Origin of the sequence: Paenarthrobacter sp. NPDC090517, assembly GCF_044769165.1 — a bacterium.
Classification (GTDB): Bacteria; Actinomycetota; Actinomycetes; order Actinomycetales; family Micrococcaceae; genus Arthrobacter.
Genome location: NZ_JBIVXN010000005.1, coordinates 220,549 through 244,842, shown reverse-complemented (window position 1 = coordinate 244,842; position 24,294 = coordinate 220,549). Strand labels below are relative to the sequence as shown.

Here is a 24,294-nt window from a genome sequence, read left to right as displayed (position 1 = left end):
TTCAGGACGTGTGTGCTGTCACCAGTGAATCCGGCTTGCTTTGGACGGTCCCCGTGGCTGTTGCTGTTGCCAAGGGAAGCCCGTTCCGGATCCAGTACTCAATGCCACCGATCATTTCTTTCACGGAGTAGCCAAGTTCAGCGAAGGCGAGCGCAGCGAACGTGCTCCCGTTGCACCCGGGCCCCCAGGAATAGACCACCACTTGGGAACCGGCCGGGATGAGTTCTTTTGCGAAAGAAGGAATATCCGCAGTAGGAAGATGTACGGCGCCGGGAATATGTCCGTGGTCCCATGAGGACTGCCGGCGGGTATCCACCACAACCAATGAGCCGGATTGGGACTCGGCCACTTCCATGACATCGATCTCGCACTGCAGCTTGGCGCGAAAGTATTCCGATGCGCTGATACTCATGCGAGCTTCGCCAGCTTCGCGCTTGCCCGGCGTGAGCCCAGCTTGGCGGAGATGCGGAGACTGGTTTCAGCTGCCATGGGCCCAACCTCCCGGACGCGCTTGGCAGTCATCCGGGAGGACAACGACGATACTGATAGTGCGGCAACCACGTGATCGTCGTGGCCGAAGATCGGCGCGGCGACACAGCGTACTTCCGGTTCATTCTCACGGTCGTCTATGGAATAGCCACGCCGGCGGATGGCCTCAAAATCAGCGCGAAGCAGGGAAGGATCCGTGATGGTCTTCTCCGTCAGCGGGTGAAGCTCCGATGCGAGGATCGGTCCTACCACTTCCTCCGGACTGAACGCCAGCATGGCTTTACCCACTGCAGTGCAGTACGCCGGCATGGTGGCGCCGACGCGCGAAGCCATCCGCACCGTGGCCTCATCCTCCACCTTGTCCAGGTAGACCACGTCGTGCCCGGAAAGCACCACCAAGTGGCAGGTGCTTTCCGTGGCACGCATGAGGCTCCGGAGCTCACCGTTGGCTACGCTGCGCAGATCCACCCGGTCAAGGTATGACTGGCCCAGCCGCAAACAGCCGTGACCCAAGCGGAACTTGCCTGTCTCGTGGTCACGCTCCAGCAGGTTCTCCTCCAGCAACGGGGCAGCCAAACGCAGCAGCGTGCTCTTGTTCAAACCGGACAGCCGGGTAAGCTCCACGAGCGCCAGCCCATCTCCATTGCCAGGCTCCTCGGCCACCACCGTCAACAAAGCCAGCGCCTTGCGAAGCGATGCCGAGGAATTACGGACATCCTTGCCTTCAGTAGTCACTCAGTTCCTCACGAGCTGCTCGGCGTCGTAATCTCGTTTCCAACCCTCCACACCCGGCCGCTGCTGCCATGGTGCGGGCCCTGCAAGGGGACGGTACTCCACGCCCATAGCCTCAAGGCGCGCCAGATGTGCACCTGTAAGTCGGGTCAGGAACTCATCGTAGTCCCGGCCCTCCGGCTTGGACCAGAACACTTCGGAGATGGCGCTGAGGCGCGGGAACGCTGCGAACTGCACGCGGCGGGGCGAATCCAGGTGCTCGCTCCAGATGTTGGCCTGCGCTCCCAGGAGACGGCCGGGGAATTCCGTGCCGTCTACACCTGGTAGTGGCTCAAACTCGTAGACCGCCTGCAGAGTTGTCACGAAGCCCACGGGTACAGGCTCGTCGTCGCCATCGGCTTGGCGGTGGTCGAGGTACAGCTTGTGCTCGGGGCACATCACAACGTCGTACCCGTTGCGGAGAGCATCCATGCCTCCCTCGTATCCACGCCAGGACGCAACAAGCGCACCGTCCGGGAGGATGCCGTCGCCGATCTCATCCCACACGGATGTGGCGCGGCCGTGGCGCTTCAGATGCGACGCCAACTGCCCCACGAACCAGCTGTGGAGACCTGCCACGTTCTCGAAGCCAAGTTCGGCAGCTTTGGCCTCGGCTTGAACACTCGCCTGCCATTGCGTCAGTGGAACTTCGTCGCCGCCGAGACTTATCCACGGGGAGGGGAAGATCTCCACTACTTCGTCCAGGACATTCCGGTAGAACTGGAGCGAAGCTTCGGAAACTTCCAGGACGGTTTCACTGATGCCCCACCGCGTCCACACCTCCACAGGCGCTGATCCATCGGCTGGCGTCGCACCAAGCTCCGGATATGCCGCAATGGCCGCCTGGCTGTGCCCGGGCACGTCGATCTCCGGGATGACGGTGATGTGCCGGTCAGCGGCAAAGGCCACGATCTCCCGGAGGTCGTCCTGGGTGTAGAAGCCTCCGTGCGGGCGTCCATCGAAGACCCCGGCACGCCAGGAACCAAGCGATGATTCACGTCGCCACGCCCCGATCTCCGTCAGCTTGGGATAGCGATTAATTTGGATCCGCCACCCCTGATCATCCGTGAGGTGCAGGTGCAGGACGTTGAGCTTGTGCATGGCCATCACTTCGATGAACCGGAGCACGTTGTCCTTGGGCATAAAGTGCCGCGCAACATCCAGCATGGTGCCGCGGTAGCCAAAGCGCGGCTTGTCCTCCACGGAAACCCGCGGCACCGGCCAGGTTTCCACGGAAGCGAGGGGAGCCTGCCGAAACGCAGCCGGTCCCATCAGCTGCAATAGCGTCTGCGCACCGTAGAAGGCGCCAGCGGCACCACCTGCAGAAATCACGACGGCGTCACGCACCTCCAAGCGATAGGCCTCGGCGTCGAGCGTGGGGTCCAGCAGGAGGCGAATGTCCGCCTCGTCAGAGGGCACGGGAAGCAGGTCCCAACCCGTCGCTGCGCCCAAAGCCCGGCTCAGCCAGCGGCGAGGACCGCGGAGTTCAGGATCGGCACCCAAGGTTGTGCCGGCGTCGAGCTCCAACTCGCCCGAGCCCGCAGACAAAGACCACGGCGCGGGGATCAAGTGGTGAGCCGGGCTCATCCCTTCACCGCCCCAGCCAGTCCGGACACGAGCTTGCGCTGAACTGATACGAAGAAGATCAGCACAGGAATGGTCATGATGACCGAGCCGGCCATGATGGCTCCCCAATCGTTTTGGTCAGGTTTGAAGAACGTCAGCAATGCCATGGGCAGCGTCTGGTTCTCCTGCGCGGAGATGATGAAGGTCTTGGCAAACAGGAAGTCGTTCCAGGTGGAAATGAACGAGAACACCGAGCACGCCACCACTCCAGGTGCCACCAGCGGGAACAGGATGGAACGGACAAACCGGAAGCTGCTGGCGCCATCCAAGCGGGCGGCCTCCTCAACCTCCAGCGGTACAGCGGCCACGAAACCACGCAGCATCCAAATAGCGAACGGAATGCTGAATCCGACATGAACCAGCACCAGCGAACCCAACTGGTTCAGGCCCACCAACGGGATGGCCTCCCCGGCGTTGCGCAGGAGGAAGAACAGCGGAATGGTCAGTGCTTCAACAGGAACCATTTGCGAGACCAGGATGATGATCAGCAGTTTTGTGCGCATCTTGAAGTTGTAGCGGGTCAGGGCCACGGCTGCGAGGAACGCCAGGACGGTGGACAGCACCACCACCACCAGGGCCACGATCACGCTGTTCAAGAAGTACTGGCCAAAATTGTTCACCCCCAGGACGCGTCCGAACGAGTCCAGCGACGGTTCCAGCGTGTACGGCGCCGCATCACCGGCGTCGAGTGCTGTTTTGGGTTTCAGCGCGGACAGCACCATCCAAAACAGTGGGAAGGCAACGATCAGGGCGATGACAATCGCCGCGGCATCGGCGCCGAAGCGGCGCTTGCCTTGCTTGCGCAGCTTCTGCGGAGCCTCGGCCGGGGTCTTTCGGCGAGGGGCTGAGGAAACGTCGACGGCGGTCATAGGGCTTCGCCTGTTCTCTTGAGAATCCGGAGGTAGACAAGGGTGATGACCATGAGGAGGGCGGTCATGATCACGCCCAGCGCTGAACCGAGGCCGTACAGGCTCGCGGCGAAGGCCTGCTGATAGCCGTAGACGTTGAGCACCAGGTTCTGGCCGGCGATGCCACCGCCGTTGGTCATGATGTAGATCTGCGAGAAGATCTTGAAGTTCCAGATGATGGACTGGATGGTCACCACGATCACGATTGGCCTGAGCATCGGAAGCATGATGCTGCGCGCAATCCGGGGCATGGAAGCACCATCGATTCTGGCGGCTTCAATGACTTCCGTGGGGATCGCCTGAATTCCGGCGTAGACCGTGACCAGCACGAACGGGAACGAGCACCACACCACTTCGCTAGCGACGAGCCCGAAAGCCGACCATTTGTCGTAAGTCCAGGAGTAGCCCTCAAACTGGGTCAGCCCGATGGCCACCAGCGTCTTGTTGACCAAGCCCAGGGTGGGCTCGAACAGGAACAGCCAAACGGCACTGCCCGTGACTGCCGGCGTAGCCCACGCACCGAGCGACACCACAAACAGCATCGAGCGGACCCAGGGGCGCAACCTGGTGGCCAGCACCGCCAACGAGCTGCCCACCAGGAGGGTGAAGACTACGCAGGCGGTGGCGAACACCACCGTATTGCCAAGGACGGTCCAGAACTGTGGATCAGCGAAGAGTTTCTGGTAGTTCTCAAGGCCCACAAAGTTCAGGGGTGCCTTGCCGCTGACCTGTGCCTGACGGTAGTCGTACAGCGAGACGTTGATCAGCTGAAAGATCGGGTAACCGAGCAGTGCGATCAGGACGATGAAGGCGGGAGCAAGGTAGAGCCATGGCTCCAGTCCGCGCTTGCCGTTGGAGAAACGCCGGGACTTGGGGGGCGCCGTCGTCGATCCCTTGCCCGGCTTGCCGTTTTCCGGCGCAGTCGGGAGAACCGGGGTGACCGCTGTCATGATGCGCCTTTGCCTGGTGATGAATTGCAGCGCATCACTTGGACCCGAACGCCGTGTTCATGGCTGTTGCAGCCTCGGTGGTTGCGGCGTTCACGTCAGCCTTGCCTGTGACCACCTTCTGGTACATGCCGGTGAACACACCCTGGGCGTCAATGGTTGACCAGCTTTCAGTGACCGGGACGAACTTTGTGCCGGCACCGAGCGTGTTGATGAACGGTTCCACCTGCTTGTTGTTCTCCGCTACGGACTTCTGCACGTCGCTGAAGGTGGGGAGGTTGCCCATGGAATCGAACATCTTCTGCTGGTACTTCTTGCTTGCCAGCGTCTTCACGAAGTCGGCTGCGAGCGTGCGGCGTTCGCTGCTGTTGAAGACACCCAGGTTGTTACCGCCGGCGAAGGCCGGTGCGATGGAGCCGGCAGTCTTACCGGGTACGGGAACCACGGCGAATTTGTCCTTGATGGCGCTGGCTGCGACGGCCTTGTAGTTGAAGTCGCCGCCGATGGTCATGGCCGATTTACCTGCAATGAACTGCTGGACACTGGCATTTCCACCGAACTCCGCGCACGTTTGGGCCGGGCAGATGTCGTCCTTGAGAAGTCGTGCGTAGGCGGCAACGCCTTCCCGCGACTCAGCGGAGTCCAGTCCGGAGACGAACGTGTCACCTTCCTTCGTTGCGATCTCGCCGCCGTTGGCCCACAGGTACGGCATGGCCGAGAACTGTGCGGCGCCACCCACGGAAATGCCCAGAAGGTCCGGGTTTGCTGCCCGGACGGCGCGGGCAACAGTTTCTACCTCATCCAAAGTCTTGGGAACCTCCAGGCCGAGCTGCTGCAGGAGGTCCGTGCGGTAGTAGAGGGCGCGGACGCCAACGAACCACGGGACACCGTAGTTCTTACCGTCGATCTCAGTGGTGGCCAGGATTTTCTCGTCAAGGTCCTTGGCCTCATCCCAGGACTTGATGTCCTCGGTGACGTCGGCCAGTCCGCCGGATGCCACGTAGCTAGCGAGGTCGGTGTTACCGAACTCAGCTACGTCGGGCGCGCTGGAAGGATCATTGAAGGCCGCCTTGAATCGCTCGGCGCGGCTGTCGACGGGAATGTACTGCACATCGATCTTGGCACCGCTGTGTGCCGCTTCGAATTCAGCAACGGCTTCCTTGACCACTGCGGACTTGGGTTCCTGATTGACCTCGGAGAAGAGCCAGACGCGAACGGTGCCCGATTGCTCGTCCGAACCGGAGGCTGCGTTGTTTGAGGTGGGCGGAGCGCAAGCGGTCAAGGCGAGCGCTGCGATGGCTATGGCCGCTGCGGAGCGTGCGAGTTTCAAGTGTCCTCCAAGGCGAGAAAGTTGGGTTCCGCGGGATTTCCCCCTCCGCGGCTATGAGACCAAACACTATGAACGTGCGGGTGTGGGCGGAAGCACATTTACCAAAAGGTTTGCATTGCAAAACAAGAATCCAGTTTTGAGGGGTTTTGGTCTATACCTTGGGTTCCAGTTGGTCTAGTCCTTTGCCTTCCTGAGGATTATTCGACTTGGGGGTCTGCGGTCACTCTTATACCCCCAGGGGGTACTTGACGCGATACCCCCTGTGGGTATAGTTTCGAAATATGAGCACGCCAGACCTGAGCATGAGCCAGCCGGATGCACCCAACGTCGAGGTGGATCTGGAGCACGCAGCACCCCATGGGTACACCAGCAACAAGGACGCGTACCTCAAACGCTTGAAACGGATAGAAGGGCAAGTCCGCGGTATCGCGCGGATGGTGGAGGACGATAAATACTGCATCGACATCCTCACCCAGGTAGCAGCTGCCACCAAAGCCCTCCATGCGGTCAGTCTGGGACTCGTAGAAGAGCACATCGGCCACTGCGTCGTGGGTGCCGCCTCCGAGCCCAACCCCGAAGCCCGCGCCGAACAGATCGACGCCAAAGTAAAGGAGGCCACCGATGCCATCGGACGCCTGCTGCGGTAACTCCGCCAATAACCACCACACCATTCAACTCATCACCAAGGAGAGCGCCATGAGCCAGACCATCCAGACCAATGTCAACGTTTCGGGTATGACCTGCGGCCACTGCGTCTCCAGCGTGAGCGAAGAACTTGAGTCGCTGAGCGGCGTCGAAAACGTGGCCGTGGATCTCAACCCCGGCGGCTTGTCCACCGTGACCATCACATCAACCAAGGAGCTCTCGCCGTCAGAAATTGGCGAGGCCGTGGCAGAAGCCGGCTACCTGGTGGTAGCCAACGAAGCTTAGGAGTCCTCTTGAGTAGCCAGGAGACTTTCAATCAACCCGGACACAGGGTAATCGAGCTGGACATCGAGGGCATGACCTGCGCCTCGTGCGTCAATCGAGTGGAACGAAAACTCGGCAAGCTCGAAGGCGTGGAGGCCAGCGTCAATCTGCCCCTCGAATCAGCCCACGTCACAGTCCCGGCAACCGTGACAGATCAGCAGATTGTGGACACCGTCAACGCGACAGGCTACAAAGCCACCGTCCGCCAAGCCCCACCCCAAAACACCCGCAACCCCCACTCCCCCGAACCCCAAACCACCAACCTGAAGGATCACGAGGGCCACGGACACTCTTCCACTAACGAACCCCAGGAACATGCTGGCGCTTTACTGACACCGGAAACCGCACTACGCGGCGCCTTCGGCGGCGTGCGGCAGCATGCGTCTAAGGGAGGAACGACCGAGCATGCAGAGCACGGCGCCGAAGGCGCCAGTGGCGCCGCGGAAGCCGACCACACGGATCACGCCACACACGAAGACCACATGTCCCACGGCCCCGCAGCCTCAACCCTGCGCCCCCGCCTGATCATCGCGGCGCTGCTAACCATTCCGGTATTCGCAATCTCGATGATCCCCGCCCTGCAGTTCGCCAACTGGGGATGGGTTGTGGGCGCGATGGCCCTACCGGTGGTGAGCTGGGCGGCCTGGCCGTTCCACAGGGCAGCCGCTATCAATGCCCGGCACTTCGCCTCCACCATGGACACGCTCGTTTCCATTGGCGTCATTGCTGCGTACCTCTACTCGGCATGGCAACTCTTCGTGGATCCGCGCATGACTGAACACCCCGGCATGGAAAACATGTCAGGTGGCGGCCTGTACTTCGAGGTTGCCGCAGTGGTCACAACGTTCCTGCTTCTGGGCCGTTACCTTGAAGCGAACGCCAAGGCCAAAGCCGGCAACGCGCTCAAGGCGCTGCTGAACCTTGGTGCCAAGGATGCAACGATTCTCGTTGAGGGCAAGGAGCAGAAGATCCCGGCGGATCAGCTCCTCGTAGATGACGTCATCGTTGTCCGCCCGGGGGAGAAAATCGCCACCGACGGTGTGGTCACGGACGGCGCTTCCGCCGTCGACGCCTCATTGGTTACCGGCGAATCGGTGCCGGTGGAGGTTGGACCGGGCAGCCTGGTGACGGGCGCTACGATCAACACTTCCGGTCGTTTGCTGGTCCGGGCCACCCGCGTGGGATCGGACACGACGCTTGCTCAGATGGGACGCCTGGTTAGCCAGGCCCAGACGGGCAAGGCACCCATTGCGCGGCTCGCGGACAGGATCAGCTCCGTCTTCGTTCCGATCGTGCTGGTCATCGCCCTGCTCACGTTCATCCTTTGGTTGTTCTTCTCGGGTGACCTCAATGCGGCTTTCACGGCAGCTGTTGCCGTTCTGGTGATCGCCTGCCCCTGCGCCTTGGGACTGGCAACTCCTGTCGGGCTACTGACAGGGACGGGCCGCGGAGCTCAACTGGGCATCCTCATCAAGGGCCCCCAGGTTCTTGAGGACACCCGCCACGTGGACACCATCCTGCTGGACAAGACTGGCACTGTGACCAGTGGCAAGCTCGCCGTGGACCAGACTGTGGGCCTCGACGGCTACGCACCGGCCACCGTCCTAACCCTGGCGGGCGCTGTCGAAGCGGCCTCTGAGCATCCGATCGCCCACGCAATTGCCGCCGCGGCAAAGGACGCCATGCCCGACGCCGGCACCCTGCCTGGTGTTGACGGCTTCAGTTCCGCTCCCGGCGGCGGCGTGAGGGGAACCGTTGCGGTGGACGGCGCCTTGAAGACCGTGGTTGTCGGACGCTCGGGCTGGCTCGAGGAGAACGGCGTTCCGCTCGATTCGGACCAACGGGAAGCTTTGACTGCAGAAGAAAACGGCGGCGCAACAGCCATCTGGGTTGCAGTGGACGGCAAGGCCGCAGGCATCGTCAGCCTGAGGGACACCATTAAGCCCGGTTCCGCAGCGGCGATACAAAAGTTGAAGGACATGGGAATCCGCCCCATCCTCCTGACCGGCGATAACGCTGCAGTAGCCGCCCAAGTGGCTGCCGCCGTCGGGATTTCTCCGGACGACGTGTTCGCCGGCGTACTGCCGGAGGGGAAAGTTGAGGCGGTTAGGAAGCTCCAGGCGTCCGGCGCCACGGTGGCCATGGCCGGTGATGGCGTCAACGACGCAGCGGCTTTGGCACAGTCGGACCTTGGTATCGCGATGGGTTCGGGAACGGACGTTGCCATCGAAGCGTCGGACCTGACCGTGATGGGCAGTGATTTGGGTCAGCTGGTGCAGGCAATCGAGCTGTCCCGCAAGACACTGTCCACCATCAAGACCAACCTGTTCTGGGCGTTCTTCTACAACGCGATCGGCATCCCGGTGGCAGCACTTGGATTCCTGAACCCGATGATCGCCGGCGCAGCCATGGCAGCCAGCTCGGTGCTGGTAGTTGCGAACTCACTGAGACTGCGCTCGTTCGGGAAGTAAACCCCACTGACTGGCGGTTGTGGCCTGGGCTAAGCGGTTCCGAAACGGACCGCCGCCCGGGCCTTCGCTTTGGCGGCTTCCTCGTCACGGTTCTTCGCCGGGGCGTGGCTCACCAAGGAGTCCAGGAGATGCTGCGTAATGTGCGCGATCTCGTGGACAGCCTCCGCGAAGGCTTCCTCATTGGCTTTGGAGGGCTTGGTGGATCCGCTGATTTTGCGCACGTATTGCAGGGCAGCGGCCTCCACTTCGGCGCTCGTAGCGTGCGGTTCGAAGTTATGCAGGGTCCTGATATTGCGGCACATAACCCCATGCTAACTATGGGCAGTGCTGCATGGGGAGGGGTGCCCATCGACGGTTTTTGGATTCCCGGGATAGGTTTTAGCTATTGGATCTTCCGGATGAGCCGGAGGCCGCTGGGGATGCCGAAGAGCTCGGGTCCGAAAAAATGAAGGAGAATCTCATGGCTATTTGGGGTGCAGATGTTGATCAGCTTCGTCAGCTCGGTAACAAGCTGAAGGCCGGTGCTGAGAACATCGAGCAGCAGCGTTCACAGCTCAAGGGCGCACTTGACGGCACCGACTGGAAGGGCCCGGACGCTGACAAGTTCCGCGGCGAGTGGGACAGCCAGCACGCTTCCAACCTGAAGAAGGTTGCCGACGCACTTCGCGAAGCCGGCGACCGCGCTCAGAAGAACGCTGAGCAGCAGCAGCAGGCCTCCAACTAAGACAGTTGGGAAAACCCCGGACGCATCAGCGTCCGGGGTTTTCACTGTTAAGAGCAGGGCTCCCGGTGTTGTTCGCCCGTACCGCCGTTGTATGGCTGGGACTTCGAACAAACCCGGGAGTTCCGTGGCCTAGGTGCGGGGCGCCTTGGTGATGTGACCGGAAGGGACGGGTTCCACGTCGTTCGGGTGATCCAGAACGCGGGCCGCTTCTTGGGCAGTAACGGCCGCCCTGCGATCTCCCCGCAGCTCATCGACCCGGACCAGGACCACGCCTCCCACAATGAGGAGTCCGCCCAGCAGCTGAATGGGGCCGGGGAGTTCACCCAGCAGCAGCCAAGCCCAGATCACTGCAAACAGCACTTCGGTGAGGGACACGAAGGAAGCCACCTTGGAACCCAGGCTGCGGGCAGCCATGATCCCGGAAACGTACGCGAGCACTGTGGCCAGGATGATGAGCCCGACGGCGGAGACCCACCACGGAGTGGTCCACGGCCCCAGCGTAGTGTCTGCGGTGCTGAAGGTCATGGGCAGCAGCCCCAGCAGCCCGACGAGCCACATGACCAGCGCGCCCACCAAGAGGCCCCCGGAAGCGAGCACCAGCGGAGGGAGGCTGTCATTCTCCTTGGCAGTGATGAAGAAGTAGATCACTAGGCAGACTGCGGCGGCCATACCCCAAAGGACTCCAATAAAGTCGACCTTCACGGCACCCGTCAGATCAAGCACCAGGACCAGTCCGCCCAGGGACAACAGGGCACCGGAAGCAGTGAGCGCACGGGGCCGCCGTCGGCTGGCAATCCAGAGCCACAGCACAATCATCACCGGAGCCAGATACTCAAGCAGCAGAGCTACGCCCACGGACAAGCGGGCCACGGCATTGAAGTAAAAGAGCTGGCACCCTGCAACTCCGATGAGCCCGAACAGCAGGATGGTGAGCCAGTTGTCCTTGAGTTGGTGCCATCGGCCGCGAAGAACCATGACGGCGGGAATCACCAAGATCAGTGCGGCACCGGTGAGGCGCACGGCAACTGCGGCGCCGGGTGACCAGCCGGTTTCAAGCATCGACTTGGCAAACGAGCCGGACGTGCCGAAAACAGCGGAAGAAAAGAGTGCGATGCCGAGTCCTGATGCCAGGAAACTCTTTGCATCAGCCTTCGTCGTTGGAGCTGACACAGCAGCCTCCTGTCAGGAGTAAAGTGGGCTTATGGTCATGACAGTACTCTCGAAACATGTAAGGAGTCAAAGTGCTTTTTGCGCCTGACACCGTGATTGCCCTTCGTAGCGTCGTCAATCTGGTCAACACGGCCTCCAATGGCGGGGAATTACTGGCGACAGTGGAGGATCTCGACTCCTTCCTGGACGCCGAAGAGTTCACCGGATCACGGGTAAACACTCCAGCGGAACTGAGCAGCATTAAGCGACTCCGTAGCGAACTGACTGCACTCTGGAGCGCTGACGAGGACACGGCGGCAAAGTCCGTCAACAAGCTGCTCTCCGACGCGAAGGCGCTCCCGCAACTCGTGAAACATGATCACTGGGACTGGCACCTCCACGCCACCACCCCGGAAGCACCACTGGCAATCCGAATGGGGACCGAAGCCGCCATGGCCATCATCGACGTCATCCGAAGCAAGGAAATGGACCGCATGCGGGTGTGCGCGGCGGACGACTGCGACGCCGTCGTGCTTGACCTCAGCCGCAACCGCTCCAAGCTCTACTGCGACACAGGGAACTGCGCCAACCGCGCCCACGTCGCTGCATATCGCGCCAGGAAGGCTGCCGAAGGCGAGTGATAAAGACCGGCGCCGCCGCTCACCCTGGCGGGCAACGCCGCACGCTCAATCCCAGTGTGACCAGATTCACGCCTCTCTTTGCATCACGAACCCCACGTTGACGTCACCTATCCCAAAGCAAGGACATTCGGGCAACCCTCCGCGAGGGCCGCCCGCCAAGCGTCAGGGATAGGAATTCCATGCGGAAAAAGTTCGAGCGTACACGTATCGTCGCCACAACACTTGCCGCAGCGGTGTTGGCAATGTGCCTTCCCGCTGCCCCGGCATCTGCCGCCCCGGTGGTTGACGGGGACCAGACGGGCTCCATTACTATCCACAAATTTGAGAAACCACCGCGACCCCCGATCAATGGCGGCGGAAACAACTTCGGGGCTGGGGACGCCCTCGCCATGGCAGCACCCGACACCTCCGGGTTGACGCCGTTGGGTGGCATTGAGTTCACGATTCAGCAGGTCAACACCATTGACCTGTCGACCAATGCCGGTTGGGACGCAGCCCATAACCTGAGCAGTGTCTTCGCCCCGGCCGATCCTGAAGGCTCCATCACGGGCGCCGGTTACAGCTTGGGTGCAGGGCAGGCCCAGACCACTGCTGCTGACGGCACCGCAGCGTTCGCCAATCTCCCCGTTGGCCTGTACCTGGTCACCGAGACCAACTACCCCGCCGGCGTGACCCCCTCGGCTCCGTTCCTGGTATCGGTTCCCTTGACCGACCCGGATAACCAGGACAACTGGATCTACGACGTTCACGTCTACCCGAAGAACTCCATTGCCGGTGCAGAAAAAACTGTTACGGATGCCCCCGACGTGAAGCTGGGCGACCAGATCGACTTCACCATCACCGGTGACATCCCCAACGAAGCCGTCATCGATGGTTACAAGATCGTGGACGTCCTCGATCCCAAACTGAGCTACGTCGGCGCCACCGCTACTTTGCTTGATGGCACCGTCATCACCGAAGGCACCCACTACAACGTGGTCTTCGACGCAGCAACGAACACGGTCTCCATCGTCTTCACGGAACTCGGCCGTGGCGTTCTTGCCGCACGCAACGCCACCCGCGTTCAGGTCGTTGTAAACACCACCGTCAACACCATCGGTGAAATCGAGAACGAAGCTCTGGTTTACCCGAACCTGGGCAGCTTTACTACAGTTGCCGGTGGGCCCGGAGGACCGGTGGTTACGCCTCCGGTTGTGACCAAGTGGGGCGAAATGACCCTGCAGAAGGTCAACGAGAACGGCACAGCCCTGGCTGGCGCTTCCTTCTCGGTCTACACCAACGAAGCTGACGCACTGGCCGGCACCAACCCGGTCGCGCTGAACGGCCAAAGCGTCTTCACCGTCGCTGCTGATGGCACCCTGACCATCTCCGGTCTGCGCTACTCGGACTGGGCAGATGGCGCAGCTGTTGCACCGGGTTCGGCCGATTACCGCACCTACTACCTGGTCGAGACCATCGCCCCGGCCGGATACGAACTGCTCGCCGAGCCGATCTCCTTCCTGATCAACTCTGCCAGCACCACCGTCGGCATTGACCTGAGCGTCAAGAACATCCCGTCCAACGGCGGCTTCGAACTGCCCCTCACCGGTGGCGTCGGAACCGGCCTGCTCTACGCAGCCGGAGCACTCCTGGTCGTAGGCGCAGGACTCCTGTTCGCACGGAACCGCCGCAATACCAGGAACTAGTCAGCACATACGTCCGCTCAAGCCGCGCTCCACGGGACTGGAGCGCCGAACCGTAGAAGGTTAGTGGCCGGCGTCGGGCGTTTCAGTCTCGGAATCCGGAGCGCCCGGGCGGCCATGGCCGGGGCGCTTGGAGCTGAGGTTAACGCCGGAGCCCTTGCCGAGGTGGTCGGCATTCTCCTTGTGGCTCATGGACAGCATGGCCGCCACAACGAGGCTCACGATGAATGCGATGCCGGCACCCGTGAAAGCGAGATCGAAGCGTGGAGCGCGAGCACTACCACCGGAAGCGAAGATGAGCACGGCAACGAAGGCCAGTACTGCAAAGAATGCGGAGAACATGAGGGGTCCCTTGACCGAGGTCCGCATCTTGCGCGGTTCTCCTGGTGTCTGGTCTGCCACGGTCATTCCTCCAATGATGGCGGTTCGTATCCGCCGGTCTGCAAAAGTTCTACAAAGAGTAGAACGTCCAGCTACTAGTTTACGGCCTCGGGCGAAGCGCCGGGAGCAGCGGTCCGGGAAGGGCCGCCTGCCCCGTTCCTGGCATCGTGCCGCAGCGTCAAGCCGGAGAGGATCCACAGCACGCCGGAAATGATGGCCCCACCACCAGCCACGCCCAGCAGCGCATGCGCACCCAGCGAAGTAAAGAACGGCAGCATCACGGCAGTGCCCACGGCGATAACACCCGAAATGAGCCAATCGCGTGCCAACACGTCCCGCTTCCGGAGACCATGGACGAACTCAAGGAGGCCCAGCACCAGCAGCGCGAACATGGCCGAGAGGGCAACGCCTTGGTCAGACTGGGTGACCAAGGCACCGATGCCTCCGAGTGCAACAACCACCGGAACGGCCACTGGTAGAGCCTTGGACATCCACACAGCACCGGCAGTGGCGAGTAAATACAGCCCCACTGCCCACGCCAGGACGTGCACGGACGGCGAAGCCCAGAAGATGGTGACCGCGCCGAACAGCAGCGCAACCGTGGCTCGGATCAGCACAGGTTTCCAGAGTCCGTCCGCGGGAGCAGAAGGAGTCTGGGCAGGATTCGCTGGGAGAGTCACCCGTCCAGTTTAGTGCGAACCCAGCACCATCCACCGATCGGTCCGCGCACGCAGCCCCAAAGTCACACCTCGGGCAAGCATGTAGCCCAGCGCAAACGCGGCCCACAACCACAGCAGCCCTGCCTCGCCCGCGGGCTTAGTTTGGTGGATGGCCACCAGCAACGGCAAGTACACCACCAGGTTTACGACGCCGGCAATCGCCAGGTAGCGTGCGTCGCCGGCGCCGATAAGGACACCGTCCAGGACGAAGACATAGCCGGCAAGCGGCTGTCCCACCGCGAGGACCCAGAGAGCGATGGTCAGGGCTGATCGGACGCCGGAGTCGGACGTGAAGAGGTATCCGGCCCACGGGGCAACGATCGCCAGGAGTACGCCGGTGATCACGCCGAATCCGAGGCCCCAGCGAATCATGGTGCGGGTCAATTCACGGACACGTTGGGCGTTACGGGCGCCAAGTTCCTTGCCGATCAGGGCTTGCGCGGCGATCGCCAACGCATCCAGGGCAAAGGCAAGGAAGGAAAAGATGGTCATGGCCAACTGGTGCGCGGCCAGGTTGACGGCACCCTGCGCAGTCACCACCAAAACAGTCGCAAGGATGGCGAGGCGGAGGCTCAGCGTACGCAGCATAAGCCACGAACCCACCTTGGTCATGGCCCGGACGCCGTGCCAGTCGGGCCTCAAGGACACCCCGTGTTGCCGTGCATTCCGACTGACCATCACCAGGTACACGGCAGCCATGGCCCACTGCGCGATGCTTGTACCCACCGCCGAACCTGCCACGGACATGTTCAACCCATAGACGAAGAACAGATTGAGGGCGATGTTCAGGGCGAAGCCTGCGGTTGCCACGACAAGCGGCGTCCGGGTGTCCTGGAGTCCGCGAAGCACTCCGGTGCCGGCGAAGATGAGAAGCATTGCGGCCAGCCCAGGCATGGACCATCGCAGATAGTCGACGGCGAATTGCTGAACGTCTCCGGTCGCCCCCATGAAGCCAACCAACGGTTCGGCCGCCACGAAGCCGACCACAGCGAGCGCCAACCCAAGCAGCAGCGCCAGCCAGACGCCGTCGCGCCCTGCTGCCAAAGCCTTCCCCAATTTACCGTCGCCTATCGCCCGGGCGACTGCCGGCGTCGTCGAATATGCCAGGAAGACCATCAGCCCCACTGCGGTGTGCAGGATGGTGGACGCAAGTCCCACGCCGGCGAGTTGGTCGACGCCCAGGTGCCCCACAATGGCGGAGTCAGCCAGCAGGAACATGGGCTCGGCGATGAGCGCCCCGAAAGCCGGGACGGCCAGGCGCAGGATCTCGCGGGCGTTGGAGCGGGCGGGGGCGGTTGTGGTTTGAGGCACTAAACAAGCCTAGTCCGCCGCAGGCCGGGTACATTTGGGCCGTGTCACATGAGCATCCCGTCACCGTTTCCGTCGCCCGCACTATTCTTCCCGGCTATACCCGGCAGGCCAATGCCTGGGCCCACGCCGGACAGGAACTCGCCCGCGAATGGCCTGGATATCTGGGTTCCGGATGGGTACGCAATGGCGTCGATTCCACTGAATGGCACATGCTTTATCGCTTCGCGGACGCCGATTCGCTGCAGGAGTGGGAGGACTCCGAGGAGCGTCGCTGGTGGATCGATAGTGCCAGGGACATGATGGAGACCACCCGGGTGGAGCGCCACACGGGGATTGAGGGATGGTTCTCGCAGCCCGGAGACGTTTCGGTGATTGTGCCCGAAACAGTTGTGCCGCCTCGCTGGAAGCAGGCCATCAGCATCTTCCTGCCGTTCTTCCCGCTCAGTCTGTTGGCGAATTTCCTGTTGCACCCTTTGACTCAGCACTGGCCGCTGGTATTCGCGGTGCTGCTGAACATCGTGATCCTGACCCCGCTGATGACCTACATCTTCCTGCCGATCACCACACGGCTGCTGCAGCCTTGGCTCCAGGCGAAGCCGCGCAGCAGACGGCGGTTGCAGGACCGGTAGCTGGGAGTTTGGTCATAAAGAGCCTTATTTGGTTGACACTTCAACCTTCTTCCGGAATGGTTGAAGGTATGAACAAGTCCAGCTTGACCACCACTGCCCTGACCATCCTGCGCGTAATCGCAGGATTTCTCTTCGCCGCGCACGGTTGGCAGAAGTTCAACGAATTCACTATCGCCGGAACGCAGGCCTCCTTCACCCAGATGGGAGTCCCAGCCGCATCGGCAGTAGCGCCGATTGTCGCAACCCTCGAGCTCGTGGGCGGCATTGCCCTGATCATCGGCCTCCTGACCCGCATCTTTGCAACCTTGCTGGCCGTCAACATGCTCGGCGCGCTGTTCCTGGTTCACGCGCCAGCCGGCGTTTTTGTCGGTAATGGCGGGTACGAGCTTGTCCTGCTCTTCGCAGGCGCCGCCTTGGCCCTGGCACTGGCCGGTGCGGGCAAGCTTTCTGCCGACGCCGCACTATTCAGCCGCTCGGGATCGAAACTCCGCGTCCTCGCGTAGCGCCACCCCCGATCTCTCGCACATAACAAGCCCTTCAGCCGATCGCTCTCTCACTCTCTTCAGGAAAGTGAGAGAGCATCGGGCTTTAAGGGCCGGGATGTGCGAGAGCGTGCAAGTGTTTTCTGTAGTAGAAATAGCCTGATGATGACCATCCTCACAGGCGTCGGCGCCAGCACTGGTACCGCCCGCGGCAATGCCCGGCTCATTCACGGTCCCGACGAGTTCACCCGCTTCCAGCCCGGCGATGTTTTGGTCTGCCGTACCACCGACCCCGCGTGGACGCCTCTCTTCGGAATGGCATCGGCAGTAATCACGGAAACGGGTGGAATGTTGTCGCACGCCGCGATCGTTGCACGGGAGTTCGGGATCCCTGCCGTACTGGGTGTACGGGATGCCCTGCACGTTCTCGCCGACGGCGGCCCCCTGGCCATTGACGGGTCCCGGGGAACAATCACCCTGATGGATAGAGAATGACTCTCCTCACCCTGCATGCGGTCCGCCTCCTCGGTTTCGCTGATACGCATGCGGTGGCGGCTCGTTTCTCGCAAGACCCCGGGTTGGTGGAGTCCCAGCTCATCGACGCCGGAGTGAACGGCTTTGTTACGCACAGCACCTTCGTGGGGACCAGCGGCTGGTCGCTGTCGAGTCTCGGGAGATTGGAGAACGAGCGGCTGCTGGCAGAAGAACTGGACCACGCCGGTGCACGAGACGCGGTGCTGGCGGTTCATGACAATTTCGCGGACATCAACACCGGCGTCGTGGATGCCTGCAGTGCCGCCCAGCTGCACTCTCCGGCCAGTAATGAGGCCATGGACGTCCTAATAAGCGCCCTGGCGTCCTGGCGTCTGCTCGAAGCGCAGCTGAGCGCTTTGTTGCCTCGGTTTGAGGGCTACTCAGAGCGCCTGCTGGGCGCACTCAAGCACGCTGTCCAGGACACAGCCTGGCTAACAGCTATAGACCGGGATTCCTTCCACGGGGTCTGGTTCGAACTCCACGAGGACCTGATCGCCACCCTCGGCATCCAGCGGGCGTAATCGGACTTAGTCACGTAACAGAAACCTGGCGACAGTAAGATTCCAAGCATGAGCGATGACGCCGCCAATTCAGTGACCCTCCGCTTCCTCGCGGCTCCCATGGACGTAGGCCACAGCGGGTCAGTCGACGCCGGTACAGTCCTTGAGTGGGTGGATAAGGCCGCGTACGCAGCAGCAGTTGGGTGGTCGAAGTCGTACTGCGTCACCGCGTACGTGGGGAACATCCACTTCACGGATCCGGTGAACAGCGGCGACATGGTGGAAGTGACCTCCACCATCGTCTACACCGGCCGCTCCTCGATGCACATCCATACGGTGGTCAGCTCCCGCGATCCCAAGGGCGGGCCGGAGACGATGCATAGCCAGTGCATGGTGATTTTCGTAGCAGTGGGACCTGACGGCAAGCCGATTCCTGTTCCCCAGTTTGAGCCATCCACGCCCGAAGAAGTCGAGCAGCGCGACCACGCACTGGCCCGTATCGAGGTTCGCGAGCAGATAGTCAACGCGATGAACGCCCAGGAATATACCGACGCCGGAACCGCCGAACGTGTTGTCCTGCGGTTCATGGCGTCCCCCACTGACGTCAACTGGGGCGGCAAGGTCCACGGTGGCATCGTGATGAAGTGGATCGACGAAGCAGCGTACGTTTGCGCCTCCCGATACTGCGGCAAAGACACTGTGGCTGTGTTCTCCGGGGGCGTCCGTTTCTACCGGCCCCTGCTGATTGGCCACGTCGTCGAGGTAGAGGCGCGGCTCGTCTACACCGGTGCCAAGGGTATGCACATCGCGGTCCACGTACGCTCCGGTGATCCCAAGACCCGCGAAATGAACCTGACCACGTATTGCCTCACTGTGATGGTGGCGCGCGACGAAACAGGGACTGCCGTGCCGATTCCCTCTTGGGTGCCAGTATCCGAGGAGGACAAAAAGCTGCACGCGCATGCCCGTGAACTCTTGGAAATCCGTGGCCGCGCTCCCGGAAACCGACTGCCGGATCACCTGTTGAAGGCGTCAGGCAGCTAACAACCGCTTGGCACGGCCGGGGTTACGAGCCTTATGGTCAGCCCGGCGTCAGGACGCAGAACTCGTTGCCTTCAGGGTCCGTGAGGCAACGCCACGGCGCATCGCCTTGGCCGATGTCGATGTTAGCCGCGCCCAGTGTTTGTAGCCGCGCCACTTCAGCGGCTTGATCATCACCGGGATACGGCATTAGGTCGAGATGGATACGGTTCGGCAGTGTGTCCGGGTCTGGCGTGCGAAGCAGCTCCAAATATGGCCCGACCCCCTGAGCCGAACGCAGCCTCGCATGATCATCGTTGACTTCGTGCAGGGTCCAGTCCATCGCCTCACTCCAGAAGTCGGCCATGGCCCGCGGATCGGTACAGTTGACCACCACAGTGGCGATGGGACCTGTGTCCTGATAGATGGGGCGGGGTTCCAGAACGCAGAACAGGTTGCCCTCGGGGTCGGCCAAGACTGTCCACGGCACATCTCCCTGGCCTACGTCCGCCGGTGTCGCGCCGAGCCCTTTGAGCCGCGCCACCAGCTCCTCTTGATGAGCTGCGGAAGTGGTAGCGAGATCGAGGTGGGCGCGGTACCTCACCGTTTCCGGATCCGGAACTGTCACAACGTCAACGCAGACGGCTGAGGGGTCCGGCCAAGTGAAATCCAGGGGTTCAACGTTGGTCACACCGGGCCCCTCACTGGAGACACCCCAGCCGAGAGCATCAGCCCAAAACTGCCCGAGGCCTGAATCATCCCGTGCTTTGAAATTCACCTGAACAAGTCTCAACGCCATGACGCCTTACCCTATACCCCTGTCCGGCAACACCGTTGCTACCCCGCTGCTGCATCGTTGCCCAACAACGGAAAAGCGGCTAACCAACCAATGGAGAAGCTAGCCGACCAGATTTTCCGCGGCGCTGTCCATGTGCGCGATGATCGTTTCCCGTGCTTTCGCCGCATTTCCAGTCTCGATGGCAGCAACAATGTCGTGATGCCGGCCCACGCTCATATTCCGGGTGGCGCGTTCCAATCCGGCAAACATGATGGACATCCGGATGGAGCCCTCCAGGGATTCCCAGGAGTGCAGCAACGTTTCGTTTCCGGACAGGCGGCAGAGTGTGCGGTGGAACTCAAGGTCGGATTCGATCCGCTCCTGGAGTGAGGCCTTGGCGGCTTTGTCCATATTGTCGACGGCGGCACGCAGTTCTGCGAGTGCGGCGTCCTTGTCCGGCATGTCGCTAAGGGTCCGGGCGGCCAACGATTCCAAGACTCCTCGCACGGCGAAGATGTCCCGGATTTCCTTGACGTCGAGGTGCCGCACGGACATGCGGCCGCGTGCTCCTGCGGCGATCAGGCCCTCCTGTTCCAGCTGGCGCAGGGCTTCCCGAAGGGTGCCGCGGCTGATTTGGAGCATCTCGGAAAGCTCGGTTTCCACGAGGTGCCGCCCGGGCTCGAGTTCGCCACTGGTGATCGCGGTCCGCAGTGCTGCGAGTGCCTGTTCGCGCAGGCTCTTCTTCTCAAGTCCCAGCAGGGATGCGGTGACGGCCATGGTGTCCTCGGTTCTATGGGCGACTGCTAACAGTCCGTTGTTAACAGTCGATACTACGGGCAGCGGGGTGGGACAGGCAGTCGTGTCCGCCCCACCCCGCCAAGAAAGCTCACCCGAGCTCAGCGAGCACCTTCGCCACGATCCGGTCCACGGACAATCCGTATCGTTCGTGCAGCGTGGGCAACGCACCGGCGTCGAGGAACTGATCGGGAAGCGCGATGGGCACCACCCGCTTGCCGAGACCGGCGGTGACGACGGCGGAGGCAACAGTTTCGAACAAGCCGCCAACAACCGTGTGGTTTTCCAGAGTAACGGCCAGCCGGTCGGTGTTCAGTTCTGCCAGTACGGTGGCAGAGTCGAACGGCTTGATGGTGGGTGTGTGCACCACGGCGACATCCACGTTGTGCTTCGCCAGGGCATCGGCCGCCAGCAAAGCGCGCATGGTCATCAGGCCGGAGGAAACGAAAACAACGTCATTGCCCCCGCGCAGGACCTTGGCCTTGCCGAGCTCGAACGTGTAGTCGTACTCGTCCAGGACGGTTGGCACGTTACCGCGCAGCAAGCGCAGGTATGTTGGTCCGTCGGAGGCCGCAAGCTGCGGAACGGCCTGTTCGATGTCGACGGAGTCGCAGGGATCCACGATGGTGAGGTTGGGCATGCCGCGGAAGATCGCCATGTCCTCGGTGGCCTGGTGGCTCGGTCCGTACCCGGTGGTAAGGCCAGGGAGCCCCCCGATGATGTTGACGTTGAGGTTCGGCTCGGCGATGTCCAGGCACAGGAAGTCATACGCACGCCGTGCCGCGAACACCGAGTAGGTGGAAGCGAACGGGATCAAGCCAGTCTCTGCCATGCCTGCAGCGGCGCCGAAGAGGAGCTGCTCGGCCATGCCCATCTGGAAGAACCGCTCCGGGAACGCCTTGGCGAAGATGTGCATGTCCGTGTACTTACCAAGATCTGCGGTCAGACCGACGATCCGGGAGTCCGCTTCGGCGGCCTTGACCAGCGCATGCCCGAACGGTGCGGAGGTGGTCTTCTGGCCAGGATCGGCGAAGGACGCGATCATGGCGGAGGTCTTCAGTTTCGGTTTCGCCGTCGAGGCGGCGACCGATGAAGCAGCGGCACTGGCCGTCGTCGTTATTGTGCTCATGCTGAAGCCGTCCCTTCGTATCCTGCGGTCAGCTGTTCGCGGCAGATCTGCCACTCGTTTTCTTCGATGCGCATGAAGTGCGCTTTTTCGCGGGTTTCCAAGAGCGGCACACCGCGTCCCACCTTGGTGTCACAGAGGATGACCGAGGGCCGCCCGATCGGCGCCGCCGCAGCAGCGATGTTGTCGAAGGCCGCCAGCAGCGCACCGACGTCGTTCCCGTCCACGCGCTGGGTGTACCAGCCGAACGATTCCCACTTTTCGGTGACCGGTTCGGTGCGGAGCACTGTTTCCGTGGCCCCGTCTGCTTGGAGGGCGTTGATGTCTACCATGGCGGTCAGATTTCCGAGCTGGTGGTGGTGTGCACCCATGGCGGCTTCCCAGGTGGAACCCTCGTCCAACTCACCGTCGGACAGAAAGTTGATCACCCGTGACGTTGAGCTCTGAAGACGCAGGCCCAAAGCCATTCCGACGGCAACCGTCAGGCCGTGTCCCAGCGAACCGCCTGAGATTTCCATCCCCGGGGTGTAAGTGGACATACCCGACATCGGCAGGCGGGAATCATCGGAGCCGTACGTTTCGAGCTCGGCCACCGGAACGATTCCAGCTTCGGCTAGCGCTGCATAGTGACCAATGGCGTAGTGCCCGGTGGAAAGAAGGAAGCGGTCACGTCCTTCCCAGTGCGGATCTTCGGCGCGGTACGTCAGCTGATCGGCGTAGACGGCGGCGAACATATCGGCCGCACCGAGGGCCTGGCCGACATAGCCCTGCCCTTGAACTTCGCCCATATTCAGCGCGTGATGACGGATGCGGTAGGCGGCGGCGCGGATGCGGTCCACACGCTCGGGTGTAGGAGTGGCCACTGCCACTTCGACTGAAGAGAGAGTCATTGGTTTCCTTCCGGAGTCGGGCGCGTGCTGATGGAGAGAACGCGCCCGACGTCGATGGCTGCTTAGGCGTTTACCGTCTGGGGTGTTTTGCTGGCGGCTTCTTCAGCGAGGGCACGCTCGCGCTTTCCCCAGGTTTCCCGGGTAATCAGTGCCGCCCCCAGGCCGATGGCTCCGTAAATGCTGAACAACAGTGCCGGCCCCATCCATCCCATGCTGACGAACAGCAGGGTGGTGATGAAGGGGGTGAAGCCGGAGACCATGGCGGAGATCTGGTAGGACAGCGAGGCGCCGGAGGAGCGGGTCTTGGCCTGGAAGAGTTCCGGGAACCAGGCCCCCTGGGCGCCGGCAAGGGAGTTCTGGCAGACAGCGTAGGCGATGACGATGGTTGCGATGATCAGGAGGAACAGGCCGGTGTTGACCAGCATGAACATCGGGATGCCGAACACAACTGCGAACGCTGTGGACCAGATGTAAACAGGACGGCGACCAACGCGGTCCGTCAGTTTGCCCCAGAAGTACGTTGCGAAGATACCGATGCCGGCCGCGATGCAGAGCGCCACCAAGGTTTCGGTCTTGTTCGCCAGGTTGTTGGTGTGCAGGTAGGAGATCATGTACGTCACGGACACGGCGTAGCCGGCAGTTTCAGCGATGCGGAGGCCTATGCCGCGGACGATGTTGCGCCAGTCGGTCTTGATGACCTCGACGATGGGGGACTTCACGATGTCACCCTTGGCCTTCACGTCCTCGAATACCGGGGACTCGGGAACCTTGGAGCGGATGATCAAGCCGACAGCCACAAGGACGATGCTCGCGAGGAACGGCACCCGCCAGGCCCACTCACTGCCGAGGCCCACGCTGCTCAGGAAGACAAGGTTGGCGAGCAGGAGGCCAACCGGGAAGCCGGCCTGGACGATGCCCGTGAACTGGCCCTTCTTCCTCCACGGTGCGTGCTCGTAGCTCATCAGGATGGCACCGCCCCATTCAGCACCGAAGGCCAGGCCTTGAATGATGCGGACGAGGACCAGCAGTGCGGGAGCCAGGAGGCCCACTTGCTGGTAAGTGGGCAACAGGCCGATGGCGAAGGTGGCAAGGCCCATCAAAATGAGTGATGCAACCAGGACCGGCTTGCGGCCAAGCTTGTCGCCGAGGTGGCCACCGATGATGCCACCCAGCGGACGGGCAGCGAAGCCGACGCCGAGGGTCGCGAAGGAGGCCAGGGTGCCAGTCACCGGGTCGGCGCCCGGGAAGAACGCCGTACCGAAGTACAGTGCTGCGGCGGTGCCGAAACCGATGAAGTCGTAGGTTTCGATGACTGCGCCAACGCCGGAACCGACGGCGACGCGCTTTGCTTCCTTGGTTCCATGAACCGGACCACGCATGGTCAGAGCTTCATTGCTCATGTGTGTCTTTCCCTTTCAAGAG

Annotated in this window: 27 protein-coding genes; 11 read left to right on the top strand and 16 right to left on the bottom strand. The window is 62.0% G+C overall.

Annotated features, from left to right (window positions below; all coding sequences use genetic code 11):
• Nucleotide 1 precedes the first annotated feature (1 nt).
• Genes ACIQTW_RS16740 through ACIQTW_RS16715 form a run of 6 tightly spaced genes read right to left on the bottom strand, consistent with a single transcriptional unit; the run spans nt 2 to nt 6,071 of the window.
• Nucleotides 2–412, bottom strand: coding sequence for a rhodanese-like domain-containing protein (locus tag ACIQTW_RS16740; protein ID WP_402939049.1), 411 nt, complete (start codon nt 410–412; stop codon nt 2–4).
• Nucleotides 409–1,224 carry an IclR family transcriptional regulator gene (locus ACIQTW_RS16735; protein WP_402939047.1) on the bottom strand — a complete coding sequence of 272 codons (816 nt, stop codon included), beginning with the start codon at nt 1,222–1,224 and terminating at the stop codon, nt 409–411. The genes ACIQTW_RS16740 and ACIQTW_RS16735 overlap by 4 nt, the downstream gene beginning before the upstream one ends.
• Entirely contained in the window at nt 1,225–2,847 is a 1,623-nt protein-coding gene (locus tag ACIQTW_RS16730; RefSeq protein ID WP_402939044.1) for a beta-N-acetylhexosaminidase, read from the bottom strand.
• Complete coding sequence (locus ACIQTW_RS16725) at nt 2,844–3,755, bottom strand: carbohydrate ABC transporter permease (protein WP_402939042.1); 912 nt, start codon at nt 3,753–3,755, stop codon at nt 2,844–2,846. Before ACIQTW_RS16725 ends, ACIQTW_RS16730 begins: the two co-directional genes overlap by 4 nt.
• Nucleotides 3,752–4,744, bottom strand: a complete 993-nt coding sequence (locus ACIQTW_RS16720) for a carbohydrate ABC transporter permease (RefSeq protein ID WP_402939039.1) — start codon at nt 4,742–4,744, stop codon at nt 3,752–3,754. Before ACIQTW_RS16720 ends, ACIQTW_RS16725 begins: the two co-directional genes overlap by 4 nt.
• A 34-nt stretch (nt 4,745–4,778) precedes the next feature.
• A complete protein-coding gene (locus ACIQTW_RS16715) occupies nt 4,779–6,071 on the bottom strand; it encodes an extracellular solute-binding protein (protein WP_402939036.1) in 1,293 nt (430 codons plus the stop codon).
• A 281-nt stretch (nt 6,072–6,352) separates the two neighbouring features.
• Between ACIQTW_RS16715 and ACIQTW_RS16710 the strand changes: the two genes are divergently transcribed.
• Genes ACIQTW_RS16710 through ACIQTW_RS16700 form a run of 3 tightly spaced genes read left to right on the top strand, consistent with a single transcriptional unit; the run spans nt 6,353 to nt 9,511 of the window.
• Nucleotides 6,353–6,718, top strand: coding sequence for a metal-sensitive transcriptional regulator (locus tag ACIQTW_RS16710; RefSeq protein ID WP_402939033.1), 366 nt, complete (start codon nt 6,353–6,355; stop codon nt 6,716–6,718).
• A 49-nt stretch (nt 6,719–6,767) separates the two neighbouring features.
• The gene (locus ACIQTW_RS16705; protein ID WP_402939300.1) at nt 6,768–7,001 is read left to right on the top strand and encodes a heavy-metal-associated domain-containing protein; all 234 of its coding nucleotides are present in this window, start codon (nt 6,768–6,770) and stop codon (nt 6,999–7,001) included.
• An 8-nt stretch (nt 7,002–7,009) separates the two neighbouring features.
• On the top strand, nt 7,010–9,511 hold the full coding sequence (locus ACIQTW_RS16700; RefSeq protein ID WP_402939030.1) for a heavy metal translocating P-type ATPase: 2,502 nt from the start codon (nt 7,010–7,012) through the stop codon (nt 9,509–9,511).
• A gap of 29 nt (nt 9,512–9,540) precedes the next feature.
• Here the strand turns inward: ACIQTW_RS16700 and ACIQTW_RS16695 are convergent, their stop codons facing one another.
• Nucleotides 9,541–9,813: a DUF2277 domain-containing protein gene (locus ACIQTW_RS16695; RefSeq protein WP_216924537.1), complete on the bottom strand. Its 273-nt coding sequence runs from the start codon at nt 9,811–9,813 to the stop codon at nt 9,541–9,543.
• Between the two features lie 158 nt (nt 9,814–9,971).
• Here ACIQTW_RS16695 and ACIQTW_RS16690 point away from each other — a divergent pair, with 158 nt between their 5' ends.
• Nucleotides 9,972–10,235 (top strand): WXG100 family type VII secretion target, encoded by a 264-nt coding sequence (locus tag ACIQTW_RS16690; protein ID WP_011776688.1) that lies wholly within the window; start codon nt 9,972–9,974, stop codon nt 10,233–10,235.
• A gap of 129 nt (nt 10,236–10,364) precedes the next feature.
• On the opposite strand, the gene ACIQTW_RS16685 is transcribed toward ACIQTW_RS16690, so the two are convergent.
• Nucleotides 10,365–11,405 (bottom strand): EamA family transporter, encoded by a 1,041-nt coding sequence (locus ACIQTW_RS16685; protein ID WP_402939026.1) that lies wholly within the window; start codon nt 11,403–11,405, stop codon nt 10,365–10,367.
• Between the two features lie 71 nt (nt 11,406–11,476).
• Between ACIQTW_RS16685 and ACIQTW_RS16680 the strand changes: the two genes are divergently transcribed.
• Nucleotides 11,477–12,025, top strand: a complete 549-nt coding sequence (locus ACIQTW_RS16680) for a CGNR zinc finger domain-containing protein (RefSeq protein WP_402939023.1) — start codon at nt 11,477–11,479, stop codon at nt 12,023–12,025.
• 179 nt (nt 12,026–12,204) lie between these two features.
• The gene (locus ACIQTW_RS16675; RefSeq protein ID WP_402939021.1) at nt 12,205–13,710 is read left to right on the top strand and encodes a SpaH/EbpB family LPXTG-anchored major pilin; all 1,506 of its coding nucleotides are present in this window, start codon (nt 12,205–12,207) and stop codon (nt 13,708–13,710) included.
• Between the two features lie 60 nt (nt 13,711–13,770).
• Here ACIQTW_RS16675 and ACIQTW_RS16670 read toward each other — a convergent pair whose 3' ends face one another.
• From ACIQTW_RS16670 to ACIQTW_RS16660, 3 genes are all read right to left on the bottom strand, one after another.
• Nucleotides 13,771–14,115, bottom strand: a complete 345-nt coding sequence (locus ACIQTW_RS16670; protein ID WP_309074174.1) for a hypothetical protein — start codon at nt 14,113–14,115, stop codon at nt 13,771–13,773.
• A gap of 68 nt (nt 14,116–14,183) precedes the next feature.
• Nucleotides 14,184–14,768 carry a DUF308 domain-containing protein gene (locus ACIQTW_RS16665; RefSeq protein ID WP_402939018.1) on the bottom strand — a complete coding sequence of 195 codons (585 nt, stop codon included), beginning with the start codon at nt 14,766–14,768 and terminating at the stop codon, nt 14,184–14,186.
• 9 nt (nt 14,769–14,777) lie between these two features.
• Nucleotides 14,778–16,118 carry an MATE family efflux transporter gene (locus ACIQTW_RS16660; RefSeq protein ID WP_402939015.1) on the bottom strand — a complete coding sequence of 447 codons (1,341 nt, stop codon included), beginning with the start codon at nt 16,116–16,118 and terminating at the stop codon, nt 14,778–14,780.
• Between the two features lie 41 nt (nt 16,119–16,159).
• Here ACIQTW_RS16660 and ACIQTW_RS16655 point away from each other — a divergent pair, with 41 nt between their 5' ends.
• The 5 genes from ACIQTW_RS16655 to ACIQTW_RS16635 all read left to right on the top strand — a co-directional run bounded on the left by ACIQTW_RS16655 (nt 16,160) and on the right by ACIQTW_RS16635 (nt 19,307).
• The gene (locus ACIQTW_RS16655; protein ID WP_402939012.1) at nt 16,160–16,747 is read left to right on the top strand and encodes an antibiotic biosynthesis monooxygenase; all 588 of its coding nucleotides are present in this window, start codon (nt 16,160–16,162) and stop codon (nt 16,745–16,747) included.
• 68 nt (nt 16,748–16,815) lie between these two features.
• A complete protein-coding gene (locus tag ACIQTW_RS16650) occupies nt 16,816–17,250 on the top strand; it encodes a DoxX family protein (RefSeq protein WP_402939010.1) in 435 nt (144 codons plus the stop codon).
• 141 nt (nt 17,251–17,391) lie between these two features.
• Nucleotides 17,392–17,724, top strand: coding sequence for a PEP-utilizing enzyme (locus ACIQTW_RS16645; protein ID WP_402939007.1), 333 nt, complete (start codon nt 17,392–17,394; stop codon nt 17,722–17,724).
• Complete coding sequence (locus ACIQTW_RS16640) at nt 17,721–18,284, top strand: hypothetical protein (RefSeq protein WP_402939004.1); 564 nt, start codon at nt 17,721–17,723, stop codon at nt 18,282–18,284. The genes ACIQTW_RS16645 and ACIQTW_RS16640 overlap by 4 nt, the downstream gene beginning before the upstream one ends.
• A gap of 48 nt (nt 18,285–18,332) precedes the next feature.
• Entirely contained in the window at nt 18,333–19,307 is a 975-nt protein-coding gene (locus tag ACIQTW_RS16635) for an acyl-CoA thioesterase (protein WP_402939002.1), read from the top strand.
• A gap of 37 nt (nt 19,308–19,344) precedes the next feature.
• Here ACIQTW_RS16635 and ACIQTW_RS16630 read toward each other — a convergent pair whose 3' ends face one another.
• The 5 genes from ACIQTW_RS16630 to ACIQTW_RS16610 all read right to left on the bottom strand — a co-directional run bounded on the left by ACIQTW_RS16630 (nt 19,345) and on the right by ACIQTW_RS16610 (nt 24,272).
• Nucleotides 19,345–20,082 carry a VOC family protein gene (locus ACIQTW_RS16630; protein ID WP_402939000.1) on the bottom strand — a complete coding sequence of 246 codons (738 nt, stop codon included), beginning with the start codon at nt 20,080–20,082 and terminating at the stop codon, nt 19,345–19,347.
• Nucleotides 20,083–20,181: 99 nt separating this feature from the next.
• Nucleotides 20,182–20,838 carry a GntR family transcriptional regulator gene (locus ACIQTW_RS16625; protein WP_402938997.1) on the bottom strand — a complete coding sequence of 219 codons (657 nt, stop codon included), beginning with the start codon at nt 20,836–20,838 and terminating at the stop codon, nt 20,182–20,184.
• Nucleotides 20,839–20,947: 109 nt separating this feature from the next.
• Nucleotides 20,948–21,985: a transketolase family protein gene (locus ACIQTW_RS16620; RefSeq protein ID WP_402938994.1), complete on the bottom strand. Its 1,038-nt coding sequence runs from the start codon at nt 21,983–21,985 to the stop codon at nt 20,948–20,950.
• Nucleotides 21,982–22,872, bottom strand: coding sequence for a transketolase (locus tag ACIQTW_RS16615; RefSeq protein ID WP_402938991.1), 891 nt, complete (start codon nt 22,870–22,872; stop codon nt 21,982–21,984). The genes ACIQTW_RS16620 and ACIQTW_RS16615 overlap by 4 nt, the downstream gene beginning before the upstream one ends.
• Before the next feature lie 62 nt (nt 22,873–22,934).
• A complete protein-coding gene (locus ACIQTW_RS16610; protein WP_402938988.1) occupies nt 22,935–24,272 on the bottom strand; it encodes an MFS transporter in 1,338 nt (445 codons plus the stop codon).
• Between the last annotated feature and the right edge of the window lie 22 nt (nt 24,273–24,294).